This is a genomic window from Castellaniella sp., from assembly GCF_034675845.1.
Taxonomy (GTDB): Bacteria; Pseudomonadota; Gammaproteobacteria; order Burkholderiales; family Burkholderiaceae_B; genus Castellaniella.
The window spans coordinates 1,660,008-1,678,097 of sequence record NZ_JAUCCU010000001.1 but is presented as its reverse complement, the minus strand read 5'-3'; the positions used below and the strand labels follow the sequence as shown (position 1 = coordinate 1,678,097).

20 protein-coding genes and 1 pseudogene are annotated in these 18,090 nt (G+C 59.9%); 12 read left to right on the top strand and 9 right to left on the bottom strand.

The window, feature by feature from the left end; genetic code table 11:
• The first annotated feature begins 34 nt into the window (after window positions 1–34).
• Together vapB and vapC are read left to right on the top strand one after the other, a co-directional pair.
• Window positions 35–268, top strand: a complete 234-nt coding sequence (vapB, locus tag VDP81_RS08145) for a type II toxin-antitoxin system VapB family antitoxin (protein WP_322995846.1) — start codon at window positions 35–37, stop codon at window positions 266–268.
• Window positions 268–673, top strand: a pseudogene (gene vapC, locus VDP81_RS08135) (type II toxin-antitoxin system tRNA(fMet)-specific endonuclease VapC). The gene vapB and the pseudogene vapC overlap by 1 nt, the downstream one beginning before the upstream one ends.
• Here the strand turns inward: vapC and VDP81_RS08130 are convergent.
• From VDP81_RS08130 to ilvB, 6 genes are all read right to left on the bottom strand, one after another.
• On the bottom strand, window positions 670–1,137 hold the full coding sequence (locus VDP81_RS08130; RefSeq protein ID WP_323012010.1) for an NfeD family protein: 468 nt from the start codon (window positions 1,135–1,137) through the stop codon (window positions 670–672). The pseudogene vapC and the gene VDP81_RS08130 overlap by 4 nt on opposite strands.
• Window positions 1,137–2,123: an SPFH domain-containing protein gene (locus VDP81_RS08125; protein WP_322995843.1), complete on the bottom strand. Its 987-nt coding sequence runs from the start codon at window positions 2,121–2,123 to the stop codon at window positions 1,137–1,139. Before VDP81_RS08125 ends, VDP81_RS08130 begins: the two co-directional genes overlap by 1 nt.
• Window positions 2,124–2,304: 181 nt before the next feature.
• Window positions 2,305–3,582 (bottom strand): TRAP transporter large permease, encoded by a 1,278-nt coding sequence (locus tag VDP81_RS08120; protein ID WP_322995842.1) that lies wholly within the window; start codon window positions 3,580–3,582, stop codon window positions 2,305–2,307.
• Between the two features lie 10 nt (window positions 3,583–3,592).
• A complete protein-coding gene (locus VDP81_RS08115) occupies window positions 3,593–4,081 on the bottom strand; it encodes a TRAP transporter small permease (protein WP_322995841.1) in 489 nt (162 codons plus the stop codon).
• A 3-nt stretch (window positions 4,082–4,084) separates the two neighbouring features.
• On the bottom strand, window positions 4,085–5,065 hold the full coding sequence (locus VDP81_RS08110; RefSeq protein WP_323012009.1) for a TRAP transporter substrate-binding protein: 981 nt from the start codon (window positions 5,063–5,065) through the stop codon (window positions 4,085–4,087).
• Between the two features lie 159 nt (window positions 5,066–5,224).
• Entirely contained in the window at window positions 5,225–7,003 is a 1,779-nt protein-coding gene (gene ilvB / locus VDP81_RS08105; RefSeq protein WP_416233220.1) for a biosynthetic-type acetolactate synthase large subunit, read from the bottom strand.
• 127 nt (window positions 7,004–7,130) lie between these two features.
• Here ilvB and VDP81_RS08100 point away from each other — a divergent pair, with 127 nt between their 5' ends.
• The 6 genes from VDP81_RS08100 to VDP81_RS08075 are packed head-to-tail and all read left to right on the top strand — an operon-like array spanning window position 7,131 to window position 11,618.
• Window positions 7,131–7,658, top strand: coding sequence for a TRAP transporter small permease (locus VDP81_RS08100; protein WP_322995839.1), 528 nt, complete (start codon window positions 7,131–7,133; stop codon window positions 7,656–7,658).
• Window positions 7,655–8,953, top strand: coding sequence for a TRAP transporter large permease (locus VDP81_RS08095; protein ID WP_322995838.1), 1,299 nt, complete (start codon window positions 7,655–7,657; stop codon window positions 8,951–8,953). The genes VDP81_RS08100 and VDP81_RS08095 overlap by 4 nt, the downstream gene beginning before the upstream one ends.
• Window positions 8,954–8,984: 31 nt before the next feature.
• On the top strand, window positions 8,985–10,010 hold the full coding sequence (locus VDP81_RS08090) for a DctP family TRAP transporter solute-binding subunit (RefSeq protein WP_416233219.1): 1,026 nt from the start codon (window positions 8,985–8,987) through the stop codon (window positions 10,008–10,010).
• 41 nt (window positions 10,011–10,051) lie between these two features.
• Window positions 10,052–10,534, top strand: coding sequence for an alpha/beta fold hydrolase (locus tag VDP81_RS08085; protein ID WP_323012008.1), 483 nt, complete (start codon window positions 10,052–10,054; stop codon window positions 10,532–10,534).
• The gene (locus tag VDP81_RS08080) at window positions 10,416–10,850 is read left to right on the top strand and encodes an alpha/beta fold hydrolase (RefSeq protein ID WP_323012007.1); all 435 of its coding nucleotides are present in this window, start codon (window positions 10,416–10,418) and stop codon (window positions 10,848–10,850) included. The genes VDP81_RS08085 and VDP81_RS08080 overlap by 119 nt, the downstream gene beginning before the upstream one ends.
• A gap of 18 nt (window positions 10,851–10,868) precedes the next feature.
• Window positions 10,869–11,618, top strand: a complete 750-nt coding sequence (locus VDP81_RS08075; RefSeq protein ID WP_323012006.1) for a TSUP family transporter — start codon at window positions 10,869–10,871, stop codon at window positions 11,616–11,618.
• A gap of 45 nt (window positions 11,619–11,663) precedes the next feature.
• Here VDP81_RS08075 and VDP81_RS08070 read toward each other — a convergent pair whose 3' ends face one another.
• Complete coding sequence (locus VDP81_RS08070; RefSeq protein ID WP_323012005.1) at window positions 11,664–12,221, bottom strand: YaeQ family protein; 558 nt, start codon at window positions 12,219–12,221, stop codon at window positions 11,664–11,666.
• 65 nt (window positions 12,222–12,286) lie between these two features.
• Complete coding sequence (locus VDP81_RS08065; RefSeq protein WP_322995834.1) at window positions 12,287–13,771, bottom strand: AMP nucleosidase; 1,485 nt, start codon at window positions 13,769–13,771, stop codon at window positions 12,287–12,289.
• Window positions 13,772–13,846: 75 nt separating this feature from the next.
• On the opposite strand from VDP81_RS08065, the gene VDP81_RS08060 reads away from it, so the two are divergent.
• Window positions 13,847–13,990: a hypothetical protein gene (locus VDP81_RS08060; protein WP_322995833.1), complete on the top strand. Its 144-nt coding sequence runs from the start codon at window positions 13,847–13,849 to the stop codon at window positions 13,988–13,990.
• A 25-nt stretch (window positions 13,991–14,015) separates the two neighbouring features.
• On the opposite strand, the gene VDP81_RS08055 is transcribed toward VDP81_RS08060, so the two are convergent.
• On the bottom strand, window positions 14,016–14,483 hold the full coding sequence (locus VDP81_RS08055) for an Lrp/AsnC family transcriptional regulator (RefSeq protein WP_322995832.1): 468 nt from the start codon (window positions 14,481–14,483) through the stop codon (window positions 14,016–14,018).
• A 167-nt stretch (window positions 14,484–14,650) separates the two neighbouring features.
• On the opposite strand from VDP81_RS08055, the gene VDP81_RS08050 reads away from it, so the two are divergent.
• Genes VDP81_RS08050 through VDP81_RS08040 form a run of 3 tightly spaced genes read left to right on the top strand, consistent with a single transcriptional unit; the run spans window position 14,651 to window position 17,962 of the window.
• Window positions 14,651–16,687, top strand: a complete 2,037-nt coding sequence (locus tag VDP81_RS08050) for an alpha-ketoacid dehydrogenase subunit alpha/beta (protein WP_323012004.1) — start codon at window positions 14,651–14,653, stop codon at window positions 16,685–16,687.
• Between the two features lie 2 nt (window positions 16,688–16,689).
• Window positions 16,690–17,571 carry a 2-oxo acid dehydrogenase subunit E2 gene (locus VDP81_RS08045; RefSeq protein WP_323012003.1) on the top strand — a complete coding sequence of 294 codons (882 nt, stop codon included), beginning with the start codon at window positions 16,690–16,692 and terminating at the stop codon, window positions 17,569–17,571.
• Complete coding sequence (locus tag VDP81_RS08040) at window positions 17,468–17,962, top strand: 2-oxo acid dehydrogenase subunit E2 (RefSeq protein WP_323012002.1); 495 nt, start codon at window positions 17,468–17,470, stop codon at window positions 17,960–17,962. Before VDP81_RS08045 ends, VDP81_RS08040 begins: the two co-directional genes overlap by 104 nt.
• Window positions 17,963–18,090 lie beyond the last annotated feature (128 nt).

Below are 18,090 nucleotides of genomic sequence, written 5' to 3'. Positions count from 1 at the left end.
TTGCCATATACACGCATCATCAAGGAACTATCAGATGTCCATTGGCACCGTTTTCATCAATAACCGCACCCAGGCAGTGCGTTTTCCTGTCGATGTACGCCTGCCTGAAGGCGTACATAAGGTAGAAATCCGGGCAAAAGGAAACGAACGCATCATCTCACCTGTCGGCCAAACCTGGGATAGCTTTTTCCTGAACGGCCCGACCGTCAGTGACGATTTCATGCCAGATCGTGCCGACCAAAACCAGGCAGAGCGAGAATCGCTTTGATGCTGCGTTATTTGTTGGATACCAACATCGTCATCTACGTCTTGAAGCAGCGGCCCATCGAAGTGCTGGCCTGTTTTAATGCCAATGCCACCCGCATGGCCATTTCAACCATCACCTTGGCTGAACTTCTACATGGTGCAGAAAAAAAGCAATCGTGTCAGCGAAAATCTTTCGGTGATCGAAGATTTCTGCAGCCGACTAGCAATATTGCCCTACAGTACAAAGGCTGCCCAACATTACGGAGCCATCCGATCCGCCCTGGAAAAACAGGGTCAAACCATCGGCGTAAATGATCTGCACATCGCCGGACATGCACGCAGCGAAGGCCTGATCCTGGTGACCAACAATACGTCGGAATTCGCACGTGTGCCTGCACTAGAAATAGAAAACTGGGCGGTCAGCTAAAGATTCTCTGAATATGTCCTGCCCACCGGCTCCACTAAAAAAGCACGATCAGGCGTGACCTGAACAATATGCACTGTATCGCCAACTTTTAATTGAACGCCCGGTACGCAAGTTGCCGGGTAGGAACTATCATCCACAGCGATTCTCAAGCCGCCGTCTACCCGCAATACCGTCGCGCTGCGCCCCACATAAGCGGAAAGCCCTGTATTCACCACCGGAACATGCGTCTCTTTTTTCCGTTTTTGAGCGAACAGGCCCAGGGCGACGCTGATCAATGTGCAAAGACCAAAGACCATCAAAATATAAGGCAAATGGCTCAGATCAAAAATGCCCAGCAAAATCCCGGTCGCCAAGGCTCCCACACCCAGCCACAGCAAAAATCCGCCAGGAACAAAGACTTCCAGGATGCAAAGCACCGCGCCCAGCACGACCCAAGTACTGGCATTAATCAGAAAATCGTCCATCACGGCTGATTTTTATGGTTCAGCAGTTCGGAAATCCCGGCCACGGCACCGGTGATGCCGCTGGCTTCAAGCGGCATCAGCACCAGCTTGCTGTTATTGGCCGTGCCGATTTCCTTCAGGGCCTCCACATATTTAAGACCCAGAAAATACTGGACTGCCTGTTCATTGCCCCCCGCAATGGCGCGGGACACATCTTCGGTGGCGCGGGCTTCGGCTGCGGCCTCGCGTTCCCGGGCCTCGGCCAGCTTGAAAGCGGCCTCACGCTCGCCTTCTGCGCGCAGCACCGCAGCGGTTTTTTCCCCTTCAGCGATCGCGACTTCGGCTTCGCGCCTGCCTTGGGCTTCGGTCACCATGGCGCGGCGCTTGCGTTCGGCGGTCATTTGCAACTTCATGGCATCCTGAATTTCAGGCGGCATGGACAAGTCGCGAATTTCAACCCGCGTGATTTTCACGCCCCAGGGGCTGGTCGCCGCATCCATGGCATCCAGCAGCCGGGCATTGATGACCTCTCTGTTTGAAAGCATGGCATCCAGTTCCAGGGAACCCAATACCGAGCGCAAGTTGGTGGTAGACAGATTCAGGATGGCGTCTTCCAGGCGTTCTACCTGATAGGCGGCGGCAGCGGCATCATCCACCCGGTAGAACACAACCGCATCGGCGGTGATGGCCACGTTGTCGCTTGAAATAACACCCTGGGCAGGCACATCCAGCACGGATTCCATCATGGAGAGTTTTGTACCCACCACATCAATGAATGGAATGATCAGGCCAAGCCCAGGAGTCAGGGTCCGGGTATAACGGCCAAAACGTTCGATGGTCCACTGCTGGCCCTGCGGCACAGTTTTGACCCCCGCCACGACCAAACCCAGTGCCAAGAGCACCGCAGCAATGGCCACCGCCCCCGTGACGGGGGTGCCCACTGTGGTGGGAAGAAGAACAACGACTGCGACCGCCACAGCGAGCAGGCCCAGGATATTTTTAACCATGATGAATTCCTTGAAGAATTGAACCATCCATCAGCCGCAGGAAAGCCTTGCTTTATGTGATCCACAAATTTATCGGCAGCCCGTCTGAACACCCGGTTTCAGGGATCAAAACCATCGCAACAACACCAGAATAGTGCTTAGAACATATTACTTATATTTGCCGTGTTTTGAACCTGCTTTTCTAGCGATACACCAGATCCCTGAAATACAGCGCCAGATCCGGCCAATACGTAATCACCAACAGGCAGACCACCACCACCCCCACAAAGGGCAGCAGGGGCCGCACCAGGCGCTCGATGGGAACCTTGGCCACCGTGCAGGCGGCAAACAGGTTGACGCCAAAAGGCGGCGTCACCATGCCCAGGGCCAGATTGACCACCATGATCACCCCGAAATGCGCCGGGTCCACCCCGAACTGCATCGCAACCGGCAGCAACAAAGGCGCCAGCACCACGATGGACGCGGACGTTTCGATGAACATGCCGATAAAGAACAGGGCTACATTGACCCCCAACAAGAAGGTGATCTCGCTGCCGAACAGATGGCTGAGCCATTCGCCCAGGGCCATCGGCACACCGGCACGATTCAGCAGAAAACCGAATACCCCGGCATTGGCAATGATGAACATGATGATGGCGGTGGACACCACCGAGCGATGAAAAGTCCGCCCCAGCGCCGCAAACGACAGTCGGCGATAGACAAAGACGCCGACGAACAAAGCGTAGACCACCGCCACGGCGGAGGCCTCGGTGGGTGTGAATATCCCCCCGTAAATTCCCCCCAGAATGATGACCGGCATCAACAGCGCCAACCAGGCGCGCTTGAAGGACGCCCATAAAGGCAGTCGGCCATCGCCATCATGCTTGCCCAGGCCATTGCGCCGGGCATACAGCCACACATAACCCATCAGGGCCAAGACAATCAATATCCCAGGGCCTATGCCAGCGATAAAGACCTCGCCCACCGAGGTATCCGTGGACACGGCATACAGAATCATGGGAATAGACGGCGGAATAATCACACCGAGTTCCGCCGCCGATGCCTGCAGGGACGCCGCAAAGGGTGCCGGATAGCCGACCTTGACCATGGCGGGGATCAAAATCGCCCCCACGGCAAAGGTCGTGGCCACACTGGAGCCTGCCACCGCCGCGAAAATCATGCAGGTCAGCACACAGCTGCAGGCCAGCCCGCCTTGCATCCCGCCAACCACGCTTTTGGCGAATTCGACCATGCGTTCGGAAATGCCGCCGGCCTCCATCAGATTGCCGGCCAAGATGAAAAACGGCACGGCCACCAATGGATATTTATCCAGGGCGGCATACAGCTGCTGCGCAATCACCAGCCAGGTAATATGACCGTCAAAGCCCACCCCGACCATGGTGGCCAGTCCGATGGACACGGCCACCGGCACCGTCAGGCCGAAAAACAGCAACATGGACACGACCATGAGTTGTGACATGATCTAGCCCCTAAACGGTTTCAACGTACGGCACGCGGGAATCTTCTGCCCAATAGGACAAGGCGCCAAATAAAGATAAAGTCGCCCCCACCGGAATAGACAGGTAAATCCAGGAGATCGATATCCCCAAGCTGGGGGTAGACTGAAAGCGCACGCGCCAAGTCATATCGATCCCGATCCAGATCAGAAACCCTAGAAATCCCACCACAATCAGCAACACCAGGTGTTCCAGCAAGCGCGCACGGCGCGGCGCCAGCAGATTGTGCAGCAAGTCCACCCCCAGCATGGCGCCCTGGCGAAACGCCAGCGACACCCCCAGCATCACCGCCCAGATAATGGCGGCACGCGTCCAGGCCTCAGACCAGGCCGAAGGCGACTGCAAAATAAACCGCGCCAGGACCTGATAAAACCCGGCTGCCACGGCAGACCACAACATCGCCTGGGCCACCCAGGAAACCAGCCGCGACAAGCCCCGATCAATCAGCCCCAGCACGCGCATGATTTATTGCGTGTTCTGGATCGACTCGACCAATTCCTGGCCGAACTGTTTGTAGTATTGCGGGTATACCGGCTGGACCGCCTTGACGAAGGCAGCATGGTCCACGGTATTGACCTGCATGCCGTTTTCCTTCAACGTTTCCAGACCGTCTTTTTCGACCTTGTCGACAAACTGGCGCATGGCTTGGGCACCGGCCAGGGCAGCCTCCTTCAGTTTGGCCTTATCGGCATCGGACAGGCCGTCATAGACAGAGGGCGAAATCAAAATCAATGCCGGTGCATACACGTGCGCGGTCAGCGACAGGTATTTCTGCAATTGCCACATCTTGACGGAAACGATCACAGACAGGGGGTTTTCCTGGCCGTCGATGGTGCCTTGCTGCAAGGCGGTGGCGACTTCAGGCCAGGCCATAGGCGTGGCCAGCACACCCAGTTCGCGGAAGGCGGCGATGTGGATGGGGTTTTCAGTCGTGCGGATCTTCAGGCCCTTGATGTCGGCGGGTTCCTTGACTGGGCGGATATTGTTGGTCAGATGACGAAAGCCCTGTTCGCCCCATGCCAGCGCCACCAGGCCGCGCTCGGGGAATGCCGCCAGCATGTCCTGGCCGATCTTGCCATCCAGTACCTTGCGGGCGTGATCCAGATCGCGAAACAAGAACGGAATATCGAACACCCCGGTCTGCGGGACGAAATTCAACGTGGCGCCAGTGGAGACGATGGCCATGTCGATGGTGCCCAGCTGCAGCCCTTCGATGACTTCACGCTCGCCACCCAACTGGCTGTTGGGGAACTGCTGAACCTTGAAATCCGACTTGTTGGCTTCCAGTGCCTGGGCAAATGCCGCCGCGCCCGCCCCATAGTGCGAATTCTCGGATAAGGCATAGGCCATTTTCAGAGGCGTCTCGGCCAAGACAGGGGCAGCCGCGCTGAGGCCGGTCAGTGCAAAGGCGGCCAACCAGCCGGCGATTTTCTTGGTGTGTAGCATATTGTCTCCTGGGGATACAGCATTGACGGTTCTGATGCACTGTCGCAAAGACCGAGACCACGGCGTGGTGATTGATCCCTGTGTTTCTAACACGAAGCAGACCTGATTCGCAACGCGGTTACCGGGTCGGGCGCCGCAGGCGCGAATCAGGGCTGCCGTTTATTCTTCGACATACCAGGTGTCTTCAGACAGCATCACTTGTTGATGGCCGTACCCGGCAGGCATCATGGGGAAGCAGTTTTGCAGCGGCACCACGGCCACATCCAGGAAATACGGGCCATCGTGGGCCATGCAGGCCGCCAGCGCAGCATCCAGATCGCGCGGATGATCCACCCGTGCGCCCCCCCAGCCGAAGGCCGCCGCCAGGGCGACGAAATCCGGCAGGGAAGCGTTATAGCTATGGCTGTAACGGCCTTCGTGGATGAGTTCCTGCCACTGGCGCACCATGCCCATGTGGCCGTTATTGCACAGAATGAGCTTGACCGGGGCCTTGTGCTGCATGGCGGTGGCCAATTCCTGGATGTTCATCAGGACAGAGGCATCGCCACTGATGCAGATCACCGGCTTATCGGGGTGGGCCACCTGGGCGCCAATCGCGGCAGGCAAGCCATAGCCCATGGTGCCTGCCCCACCCGAGGTCAGCCAACGGTTGGGGCGGTCCAGTCGAATGTACTGGGCGGCCCACATCTGGTGCTGTCCCACGTCCGTGGCCACAATGGCATCGCGCCCGGCCAGCAGATGATTGACGCGCTGCATCAAATCCTGCGGCAGGATCACATCCGCTGCCGGTTCGACTTTCAGGCAATCACGGGCCTGCCAGACCCCGATGCGCTGCCACCAATCATCCAGCCGCATGGCTTCCAGCGAATACTGGCCCAATTCCTTATGCAAGGCACGCAGCAAGGGATAGCAATCCCCCACCAGAGCCACATCGGCACGCACGACCTTGTCGATCGAGGCCGGATCGATATCCAGGTGAATTTTGTCGGCATGCGGGCAGAAGTCCGACAGACGCCCGGTAATGCGGTCATCAAAGCGGGCGCCGATGCAAATGATCAGATCGGCATGGTGCATCGCCAGATTGGCCTGCAGGGTGCCGTGCATGCCCAGCATGCCCAGAAACTGGCTATCCCCCGCCGGATATGCGCCCAAGCCCATCAGGGTCAGCGTACAAGGGGCCGCCGTGGCCTGCACCAATGAGCGAAACGCCTGGCAGGCATCCACCCCGGAATTGATCAGGCCGCCCCCACCATAGAAAACTGGCCGACGCGCCCGCGCAATCAGGGCTGCGGCGCGCTTGATGGCGGCTTCGGTCTGGGGCGGGAAGGCCTCGGTGGCAATCTCCGTTTCTGGCGCAGGCAAGGCGTGTTCCGGGGCGACCGGCGCCATCTGCAGATCCTTGGGGAAATCCAGCAGCACCGGACCGGGCCGCCCGGACTGGGTCAGGCGCAAGGCCTTTGCAGCCAAATCGGCAATATCTTCCGCACGGCGCACCTGGGCGTTCCACTTGGTGACCGGGCGGGAAATGCCCACGGCATCGCACTCTTGGAAAGCATCCGTGCCGATGGCGCTGGTGGCCACCTGACCACTGATGCACAACACAGGGATAGAGTCGCACAAGGCATCCAGCAGCCCCGTAGTGGTATTGGACATCCCCGGCCCCGAGGTGACGAACACCACCCCTGGGCGGCCCGTGGTGCGGGCGTAACCCTCGGCGGCATGCATGGCGGCCTGTTCGTGGCGCACCAGAATATGGCGGATGCGCGGTTCAGCGTACAAGGCATCGTATAGCGGCAGCACCGCGCCGCCAGGATAGCCAAACACCGTGTCCACCCCCAGATTCACCAGGGTGTCCAGCAGGATTTCGGCACCATTGCGGGTGGCGGAAGAAGCAGCGGTGGCAGTGGCGCGCACAGGCGCAGGGGTGGGGGCATTCACGGCGGAACCTGATAGCAAAAGAGAAGCTTTAAGTGTATCTCTTTCCAACACCACGGGATGTCCCGAACAGGCAAGGCCACAATTCCGCGCTAGTATCAGCTGGCTGTTGTTTTCCTTGCCGACTCTCATGCCCGATCACACCCCCTGCGACCCAAACCTCCTGCTATCCGATACCCCGCCAGCCGATCCGCCCGTGCGCGTGTCGCTACGATTCGAAGACTGGCTGACTGTGCTCAGTCTGGCGCTGCTGGCCTGCATCACACTGGGCAATGTCATTGTGCGCTATCTGACCAGCGAATCTTTTGCCTGGACCGAGGAAATCTCGGTTTTTTTATTGGTGGTGCTGACCCTCAGCGCCGGTTCATCTGCCTTTGTGCGACGCCTGCACATCCGTATCGAACTGCTGGCCGATAAAGGGCCATCCGACAGGCAGCGCCGTTTTGCGCTGGCCAGCGACGCCATCTGTCTGCTGTTTTTCATTGTCCTGACGGTCTTGCTGGGCCGCATGGCGCTGGATGAATTCAACTGGGGCGACACCTCGCCGGCCATCGGCGTGCCCACTTGGTGGTATTCCATGTGGCTGCCGGTGCTCTCCGGCGTGATTACGCTGCGCCTGCTGGGCATGCTGCACCGCACCTGGAGGGCTGTCGCATGATTGCCGCCCTGCTGTTTGGCCTGTTTGCCGTCTTGATGGCCGTGGGGGTCCCCGTCGCCGTGGCTCTGGGGGGCGCAGGCACGCTGGCCATCGCCCTGGCCAACGTTGATACACACTGGTTCGGCCTGATGGCCGTGTCTCAAAGCTTTTATGCCGGCCTGGCGAAATATCCGCTGCTGGCGATCCCCATGTTCGTGCTGGTGGGCTCCATCTTTGATCGCTCGGGTGTGGCGGCAAAGCTTGTGCGCCTGGCGCAATCCATCACCGGCAACGGCCCGGGCATGCTGGCAGTGGTGACCATCACCGTGGCCATGTTTCTGGGCGGCATCTCCGGCTCCGGCCCAGCCTGCGCGGCGGCGGTGGGCGCCATCATGATCGGTGCCATGACCCGCGCCGGGTATCCGCGGGCCTATTCAGCCAGCGTGGTGGCGGCCGGTGCTGCCACCGACATCCTGATTCCGCCGTCCATCGCCATGATTGTGTATTCGATTCTGGTGCCGCAGGCCTCTGTGCCCGCCCTGTTTGCCGCCGGCATGCTGCCCGGCATGCTGGCCGGGATCGGGCTGATCATCCCGGCGGTATGGCTGGCCCGGCGCCATAAAATGGGCGCACAATCCCGCCTCGAACCACGTCCGCCGTTCTGGCGCAGCCTATTCGAGGCCATCCCTGGCCTGGCTGCGCCGGTGATTATCCTGGGCGGTATGCGCATGGGGTATTTCACCCCCACCGAGGCGGCAGTGGTCGCGGTCTTCTATGGCTTGTTGATCGGGCTTTTTGTGCACCGCACCATGGGCTGGCGCGACCTGTTCCCGATCTTTCGCGAAGCCGGCGAATTGTCGGCCGTCATCATGATGATCGTGACCTTGGCGGGGATTTTCGCCTGGTCATTATCCACGCTGTCCATTATCGATCCCATCACCAATGCCATCGTCCATTCGGGGTTGGGCCAGTATGGCGTGCTGACACTCTTGATCCTGTTGTTGATCGTGGCAGGCATGTTCCTGGACGGCATTTCGATTTTCCTGATTTTCGTGCCCCTGATCCAGCCGGTCGCCATGGCCTTCCAATGGGACATGGTGTGGCTGGGGGTGGTGCTGACCTTGATGGTGGCAGTGGGCCAGTTCACCCCGCCGGTGGCCGTCAACCTGATGGTATCCAGCAAGATCGCCGGCATTCCGATGGAAACCACCGTGCCCTGGGTATTATGGATGGTGGCGGGCATGCTCTCCACGCTGGTGCTGGTGGTGGTGTTTCCGCAGATTGCCCTGTGGCTGCCGCATTATCTGGGATATTGATCTGATTTTTTCAACCGAGGAGACTTCAACCATGCGTATCATGAAATTCATCGGGGCCGCTGCCCTGTCCGTGACAGCCTTGGCCACGGCATTTTCCGCCCAGGCAGCCGACTACAAATCCGAATACAAGCTCTCCATCGTGGTAGGCACGAACTTCCCTTGGGGCCAGGGGGCGGTGATCTGGTCCGATCTGGTGCGCGAACGCACCGATGGGCGCATCAACATCAAAGTCTATCCAGGCACCTCGCTGGTACAAGGCGACCAGACCCGCGAATTCACGGCGATCCGCCAAGGCGTGATCGATCTGGCCATCGGCTCCACGATCAACTGGTCGCCGCAGGTCAAGGAACTGAATCTGTTTTCCCTGCCCTTCCTGATGCCGGACTACCCCGCCATCGACGCCCTGACCCAAGGCAAGGTCGGTGAACAGCTATTCGACATCCTGTCCAAAAAAGGCGTGGTGCCCTTGGCCTGGGGCGAGAACGGCTACCGCCAGCTTTCAAATTCGGTGCGCGAGGTCAAAACCCCCGAGGACATCAAGGGCATGAAGCTGCGCGTGGTGGGTTCGCCGCTGTATATCGATACCTTCACGGCGCTGGGGGCCAACCCCACCCAAATGAGCTGGGCCGACGCTCAACCGGCCCTGGCCAGTGGTGCCGTGGACGGTCAGGAAAACCCCCTGTCCATCTATGCTGGCGCCAAACTCTATGACGTGGGGCAGAAATACCTCAGCCTGTGGAATTACGTGGCCGATCCGCTGGTCTTTGTGGTCAACCAGGATGTCTGGAATTCCTGGACCCCGGACGATCAGAAAATCGTGCGCGAAGCCGCCCTCGAGGCCGGCCAGAAGGAAATCGTGATTGCCCGCAAAGGCGTCACCAACACGGATGATTCCCTGCTGAAGGAAATCGAAAGCCATGGCGTCACCGTCACGGCCTTGTCACCGGAACAAATCGCTACCTTCGCCAAGGTCACCCAGCCAGTGTTCGACAAATGGGCCCAGCAAATCGGCCCTGATCTGGTCAAGCAAGCCCAGGCAGACATCGCCAAGCGATAATCAGGCTCCAATCCCATTACCTATCCAAAACGGAATCCCGCATGCCCGTCGTCAAAGTCCTTGATACACACGTCACGTATGCCGTCAACGGTCAGGGACCGGCGCTGGTGCTGGTCGCGGGGACCGGCGGCAATCTGGATAGCAACTGGGCGCACCTGGTCGACCCCCTGGCCACCCATCGCATGGTGGTGCGGCCCGATTACTCCGGCTCGGGCGAAACCACCGACCCAGCCGGGGAACTAAGCCTGGACTTGCTGGCGGCCCAGGTGCTGGCGGCAGCCCAGGCGGCAGGTGCTGACCGCTTCGATCTGGTCGGCTTTTCGCTGGGTGCCTGCGTGGCGGCGCAGCTTGCTGCCACGCATCCTGGCCGTGTTCGTTCCCTGACCCTGCTCGCGGGTTTTTCCCATGGCCAAGACCCCCCGCATGCAGATGCAATCCGAACTCTGGCTCAATCTGATCCGCAACGATCCACACGACTTCGCCCGGCTGATCCTGCTGACCGGCTTCAGCCCCGCTTTTCTTGATCGCATGGACGAGACCCAACTGACGCAATGGGCCGATGCCGTTGTCGTGTCCAACCGCTGGGAAGGCATCATCCGCCAGATCATGCTCGATATGCGCCTGGACATCCGTGCGCTGCTGCCGCGCATCACGGCGCCCACCCTGGTCATCGGCTGCGCACACGATGCCATGGTCCCCAAAGAACACGCCCGTGCCCTGACGGACGCCATCCCCGGCGCCCGCTACGCCGAACTGGACAGCGGTCACCTGGCGCCGTTCGAACAGCCCGAGGCATTCCTGGACCTGCTCACCACATTCATTGACGCCCCACAAATCTGACCCACCGTCGGCAGCTCCATGGAAATCACCTTCGACGTTGCTGCCTTACTGTTCTTCGCCTCTCTGCTTGCCGGCATCATCGATGCCATCGCGGGCGGCGGCGGGCTGATCACCATTCCGGCGCTGCTGGCGGTGGGGCTGCCGCCTGGCGCCGCAATCGCCACCAACAAAGTCGGCGGCATCGCCGGATCGGCGGCGGCCACCCTGCATTTCCTGCGCATCAGACAGCTTGACCTGGCCCGCTGCCGCTGGATGATGGTGGGGACATTTCTAGGGTCGCTCTTCGGTGGCATCGCCCTGACCCTCATCGACAGCAGCCACCTGAAGCAAATCATCCCGGTGTTGCTGATTGGCTTTGCGCTTTATTTTCTGCTCACGCCCAAGGTCGGGGCGCAAGATCACAAAGAGCGGCTGAGCGTGGTGGCCTATGCCGCCACAGTGGCTCCTCTGCTGGGGTTTTACGATGGATTTTTTGGCCCTGGCGTTGGCACGTTCCTGGCCATTTCCTGCGTCACGCTGCTAGGCATGAACCTGGTCAAGGCAACGGCGCATGCCAAATTGCTGAATCTGTGCAGCAACCTGGCCGCGCTGATTTTCTTTGCCCTGCATGGCAACATCATCTGGGCCTACGGCCTGCCCATGCTGGCAGGCCAGTGGATAGGCGGCACCATCGGTGCCCGCCTGGTTGTCAAAAAAGGCCACCAGTTGATTCGCATCCTGATGGTCGTCATGGCCACGGTGATCTCGGTGAAAATGCTGCTGGAATAAGCCGCGACTACCAGCTGTATTGGCCACCTCGGCAAGCAGGCCCAGTCAGGACGCCCGGCCCGCTTCCCGCAAGCGGTACACATCCAGACTGACATCACCCCGCTCGCAAGACACCCAGGCGCTGCCATCGGTGATATTGATGCTGAGGCTCATGTTTCGATCCGCCAGCGCCGCCAGCGTTTTAGTCGCCTCGGCATCCAGGGAAAATACCTGCAGATTATTGGCCCGGGCAACTTTATGCTGCACCCCTGCCCACCAGACATCGACCCCACGTCCATAAGCCAGCACCATCACCTGATCGGCGCGGCCACAGGCCTTCAGAAGCCGACGCTCATCGGGCAGGCCGATCTCGACCCACTGCTGCACCGCCCCGGTCAGGTCCAGGTTCCACAGCGCAGGCTCGTCGGCATCGCTTAGGCCCCGCGTAAACACCAGCCGTTCGTCGGCCTGTACCCACAGCGCATAGGCCAACAGGCGCACCATCAGGCGCTCGTCAGTCTCGGAGGGATGCCGCGCCACCGTGACGGCATGGCTGCCGTAATACCCGCGGTCGTTGTCGGCCACGTTCAATTCTGCTTTATAGATAGTGGCACGCAAGGCCATGATGATTCCCGGATTCTGCTGGGCGGCGCATGGCCGCAAACCAGCAGTCTACCGTGATCGATTTTTTACTTGAATGCCGTTTCGATAAAGCTGCGTAATTTCCGCGAATGCAGACGTTCGCTGGGCATGTCGCGCAAGCGCTCCAACGCCCGGATGCCGATGTGCAGGTGCTGGTTGACCTGAGTGCGGTAAAACGCGCTGGCCATGCCGGGCAACTTCAGTTCCCCATGCAAAGGCTTGTCCGAAACACATAGCAATGTGCCATATGGCACCCGGAACCGGAAGCCATTGGCCGCGATGGTAGCGGATTCCATGTCCAGTGCAATCGCCCTGGATTGCGACAAGCGCAGCACTGGCTCCTGTTGGTCGCGCAGTTCCCAATTGCGGTTATCGATGGTCGCTACCGTGCCGGTCCGCATGATTTTTTTCAGTTCCCAGCCCGACAGCCCGGCGACCTCGGCCACCGCGTCTTCCAAAGCGACCTGGACTTCGGCCAGCGGCGGCACCGGAACCCACAAAGGCAGGTCATCGTCCAATACATGATCCTGGCGCACATAGCCATGGGCCAGCACGTAATCGCCCAGGCGCTGGGTGGTGCGCAGGCCCGCGCAATGCCCCAGCATCAGCCAGGCCGAAGGCCGCAGCACCGCCACGTGGTCGGTGATGGTCTTGGCGTTGGATGGCCCCACCCCGATATTGATCAGGGTAATGCCGGTGTGGCTGTCGCGCTTCAGGTGGTAGGTCGGCATCTGCGGTGTAAACGCCAGATCCGGCGCCTGTTGGCCGACAGTTTCCCGGGTGACGACGTGATTGCCGGGCTCGATCAGTTCGGTGTAGCCGCCCGTCCCGGCAGCCAGGGACTCCTTGGCCCATTTGACGAATTCATCCACGTAGAACTGATAGTTGGTGAACAGCACGAAATTCTGGAAATGCGCAGGCGATGTGCTGGTGTAGTGCTGCAAGCGCTGCAGGGAATAGTCGATGCGCGGGCCAGTGAATGGCGCCAGCGGGCGGGGCTGGTTGGCGCGGCCACGCCAGGTGCCATTGACGATGGCATCGTCGGTAACGACCAGATCCGGCACATCGAAATGGTCGCGCAACGTATGGCCGGGGACCTCGGAATATTCGCCCTGAGCGTATTCGCCTTCCGGAAAGGCAAAGTGCAGCGGAATGGGCAGATCGGATTCACCGATCTCGACCGGCACCTGATGGTTGCGCAGCAACAGCCGGACTTGTTCGCGCAAATAATCGCGAAACAGGGTCGGTCGCGTGATCGTGGTCATGTAGACGCCGGGCTCGACCAGATGGCCGTAGGACAGGCGGCTGTCGATTTCCGGGTAGGTATTGATGCGGATGCGGATCGCGGGATAGCACGCGCGCACCCGCTGACCAACAACCAGATTACCGGCAATGTATTCGCGAAAAGCCTCGCGAATAAAAGTGGTATTGCGCTGATACAGCGCAATCAATTGGTCGACGGCAGCGTCAGCATTGTCAAAGCTGGCAAAGGGCACCAACGGGGGCAGGCGCGTCGGACGCGCAGTATCCATGAATTTTTCCATACCTGATTATGGCAGGACTTTGTGACGAATAGATGTCTCCCGGAAAGGCCTGCCTCCGCCACAATGGCAAAGCAACACCAAGGCGTCACCCTGACACTACGCACCCCGGAAGTCACCCCGGAAGTTGTAAAGGTGATTGCAGCCCTGAAAGCAGACGCATCCCGTCAGGAACTCCAGCTGGCTTTAGGGCTGAAAGACAGCATTTAAAACCATGCCAACATCGCTTGCCGAATTAAATCGGCAGCGCAGTAGTGTATTTAACCTGCTTCAACGCAAAGCTGGATGAAGACGTCGCCACCGCCTCGTGGATCAGAAAATGTTCCATCAGCAGGCGTTCGTAGCCGCGCATGTCTTTGACCACCACCCGCAACAGATAATCCCATTCGCCCGACATCGAATAGCATTCGATCACTTCTTCATGGCTTTCGATGAAGTGCTCGAATTCCCGACGGATGTGCCGGTTGTGTTCTTTCAGCCGGATATGGCAAAAGACGTTCAAGTCCCGCCCGACGGCACCAGGGTCCACCAGCCGGACGGCAGGCCCAAGCACCCCCATGGCCTCCATCCTGCGGATGCGCCGCCAACATGATGTCGGCGAGGCACCGACCTTTTCCGCCAGTGCGGCCTGGCCGATATCGGCCTGACGCTGCAGGATGCGCACAATGCTGCGATCGATCAGATCCAGATCAGGGTTTTCCATAAGTTTGGCCTAATGTGAAATAATTATTTCAATATTAGATCAAAACCAGTGAAAATTGGAATAATTCAACCATTTCATCGTGATAGGATTTCCATCAATAAATCTTTAATTAAAAAGGTGGAGACATGCTACAGGCGATATCCAAACACGCCCCTGACCCGTCGCCTGTGACAGCAATCGATTGGGAAAAGGTCGCCTATCTGACCCTGCTTTCACGGGAAATGGATCATCTGGAAGAAACCTCGCTGATCCCAGGCAAACAGATGTTCTATCAGTTTTCAGCCCGGGGCCACGATATGGCCCAAATCCTGCTGGGCCTGCAACTGACCGGTCAGCACGATGCCGCCAGTGGCTATTACCGCTCGCGCCCGCTGCTGCTGGCGTTGGGTGTAGACCCCGCAGATGCCTTGGGCTCGGCCATGGGCCGCGCCGGCGGATATTCCGACGGGCGCGACATCGGCGTCGTCTTCAACTATCCCAACCCTAATGGTGCCAGCGCCCTGCCCATGTCCGGCGGGGTGGGTGTCCAGTACACGCCGACAGCCGGCTGGGCACAAGCCATCCACTACTACACCGAACATCTGGGCAACATGGATTACGCCAGCGATATCGCCGTCGTATTGGGCGGCGACGGGTCCGTCGCCAGCAACGGCTTCTGGTCGGCTCTGACCATCGCCACCACACAGCAACTGCCCATGCTGTTCTATATCGAAGACAATGGCTATGGTATTTCCGTCCCATCCACCACCCAGACCCCTGGCGGCAACATCGCCGCCAACCTGGCCAGTTGGCAGGGCCTGACCCTTTACGACGGCGATGGCACCGACCCCCAAGAAGCCGCCCACCTGATTCAAACCGCTGTCCAGCACGTCCGAGAACACCGTGCGCCCGTCCTGCTGCGATTGACTGTCCCGCGTCTGCAGGGCCACAGTTTCCAAGACACGCAAAGCTACAAAGACGCCGACACCATCCAAAAAGAATGGCAGCGCGATCCCTTACCTAAGCTCAAGCATCATCTGGTGCCCAACATCCTGTCCGAATCTACCTGGCAGGCCCTGGCCGCACGGGCCAAAGAGCAGGTCGAACAGGCGCGCCAGCAGGCCGAAGCTCGCCCCTTGGCCGATCCCGAAAGCGTACTGCGCTACCGTTTCGACGAAGGAGAACTGCAACAAATGGGCGGGCAATATGCCCATGGCTATATTGCCCCGGCCAGCACCCAGCAGGCACAAACCGGGGGTCAACGCATCAATATGGTCACCGCCATCCGCAAAACACTGGATCACGAACTGGCCATCAACGATCGGGTCGTGCTGCTGGGCGAAGATATCGGCCCCAAGGGCGGGGCACACGCCGTGACGCTGGGCCTGCAGCAAAAATATGGTGCAAACCGCGTATTCGATACCTCGCTGTCCGAAGAAGGCATCATCGGCCGATCCGTCGGCATGGCATTGGCAGGCCTGGTGCCTGTGCCAGAAATCCAATTCCGCAAATACGCCGAACCGGCCACCGAGCAGTTGAACGACTGCGCCACCATCCGCTGGCGCACCAACAACCGCTGTGCGGCACCCATCGTGGTGCGCATCCCAGGCGGCTTCTTTAAATGTGGCGACCCGTCCCATAGCCAAACCAACGAAGTCGCCTTTGTGCACCAACCAGGCTGGAAAGTCGCTGTGCCATCCAACGCCGCCGATGCCGTGGGCCTGTTGCGCAGCGCCCTGCGCGGAAACGATCCCGTCATCTTTTTTGAACACCGCGCCATGCTGGATCACAGCTGGGCGCGGCGGCCCTACCCAGGCGACGACTACGCGCTGCCGTTTGGCAAGGCCCACCTATGCCGCGAAGGCGACGACATCACCATCGTGACGTGGGGGGCGATGGTGCCGCGCTGCGAAGAAGCCGCCGAAGGATATGCCGCCGATGTCCTGGACTTGCGCACCTTGATGCCTTGGGATCACGAAGCCGTGCTGGCATCGGTACGCAAAACGGGGCGTTGCCTGATTGTGCACGAAGACCTGGGCACGGCGGGTTTCGGTGCCGAAATTGCCGCCGTGGTCGCTGACGCAGCCTTTATGGCGCTGGATGCCCCCGTATCCCGGCTGACGATGCCGGATATTCCCAGCCCGCACACCCCTGCCATGCTCGATTGGGCCGTGCCTTCCGTGCAGCGCATCCGCAACAAAATGGTCGAACTGCTGAGGTTTTAAACATGAGCCATCTCATCGACATCACGGCTCCCGCCGAACAAGAAGGCACCAAGGCTACCGTGGCCCATTGGGTCAAACAGCTTGGCGACCCCGTCGAGCTGGATGAACCCCTGCTGGAATTGGAAACCGACAAGGTCTCACAGGAAGTCTTTTCGCCCGCCAAGGGCCGATTGACTGAAATCCTGCTGGCGGTGGGGGCGGATGTCCCCACCGGCGCCATCCTGGGGCGCATCGACACCGACGCCACCGACACCCAAACACCAGCACACGATACAGCCGAGGCCTCCACGGCACCCACCCTGCAGTCCTGTGCAGCGTCATCGACGGATGACAGCCCATTCAGCCCCCAGGCCTTGATGCGCCATTCGCCCGCCGTCCGGCATGCCGCCCAGGAATTCGGCATTGACCCGGCGACTGTCCATGGAACAGGACGCGGAGGCAGGGTCACCCGCGCCGACATGCAGACAGCCTACGCGCAGCAACAGGCAGGTCAATCATCACCACCCGCCCCCCATCCAAAGGCCACACCACCAGTCCCGCCGACGACAACCCCTTCGGGGACAATCGCCCGGCCGGGCAGATCACGCATCGTGCCGCACACCCCGATGCGGCAGGCCATTGCCAGGCACATGGCAACCTCCGTCGCCACTGCGCCACACGTCACCGCCGTTTTCGAAGCCGACTGGAGCCGCATCATCCGCCACCGTGAGCACCACAAGGCGGTCTTTGCGGCCAACGGCATCCATCTGTCCTATACCGCCTACCTGGTGGCCGCCAGCGTTGTCGCCATGCGCGAAGTCCCCGCCATCAACAGCCGCTGGCACAGACGACGGCCTGGAAATTTTCGACGACATCCACATCGGCATCGGCATTGCTCTGGATAACGACGGCCTGATCGTCCCTGTCATCCACCGCGCCCAAGAAGCCTCTCTGACGGGCATTGCCCGCCGCCTGCAGGACATCACGACCGGGGCACGCAAGGGCACATTAAGCCGCCAGGACGTGCAAGGCGGCACCTTCACCATTTCCAATCATGGGACATCGGGTTCTTTGTTTGCCGCCCCCATCATCATCAACCAGCCGCAATCCGCCATCCTGGGCGTGGGCAAAGTCGAAAAGCGCGTAGTCGTGCGCGAAATCGACGGGGTCGATACGATACAGATCCGCCCCATGGCATATGTCTCGCTGACCATCGACCACCGTGCGCTGGACGGCCAGCAAACCAACGCCTGGCTGACGCGCTTTGTCCAGGTGATTGAAGAATGGCCGCTTTAGGCGGGCGCTGCTTGGCAAGCAACCCTGTGTGACGTGCTTATTCCCCTTCCTCGATCACAATAGATGCGGGCCCATCGGCCAGCATTGCCGTAAAGTGGACCCATCTGTCAAGACAGATTTCATCCGGG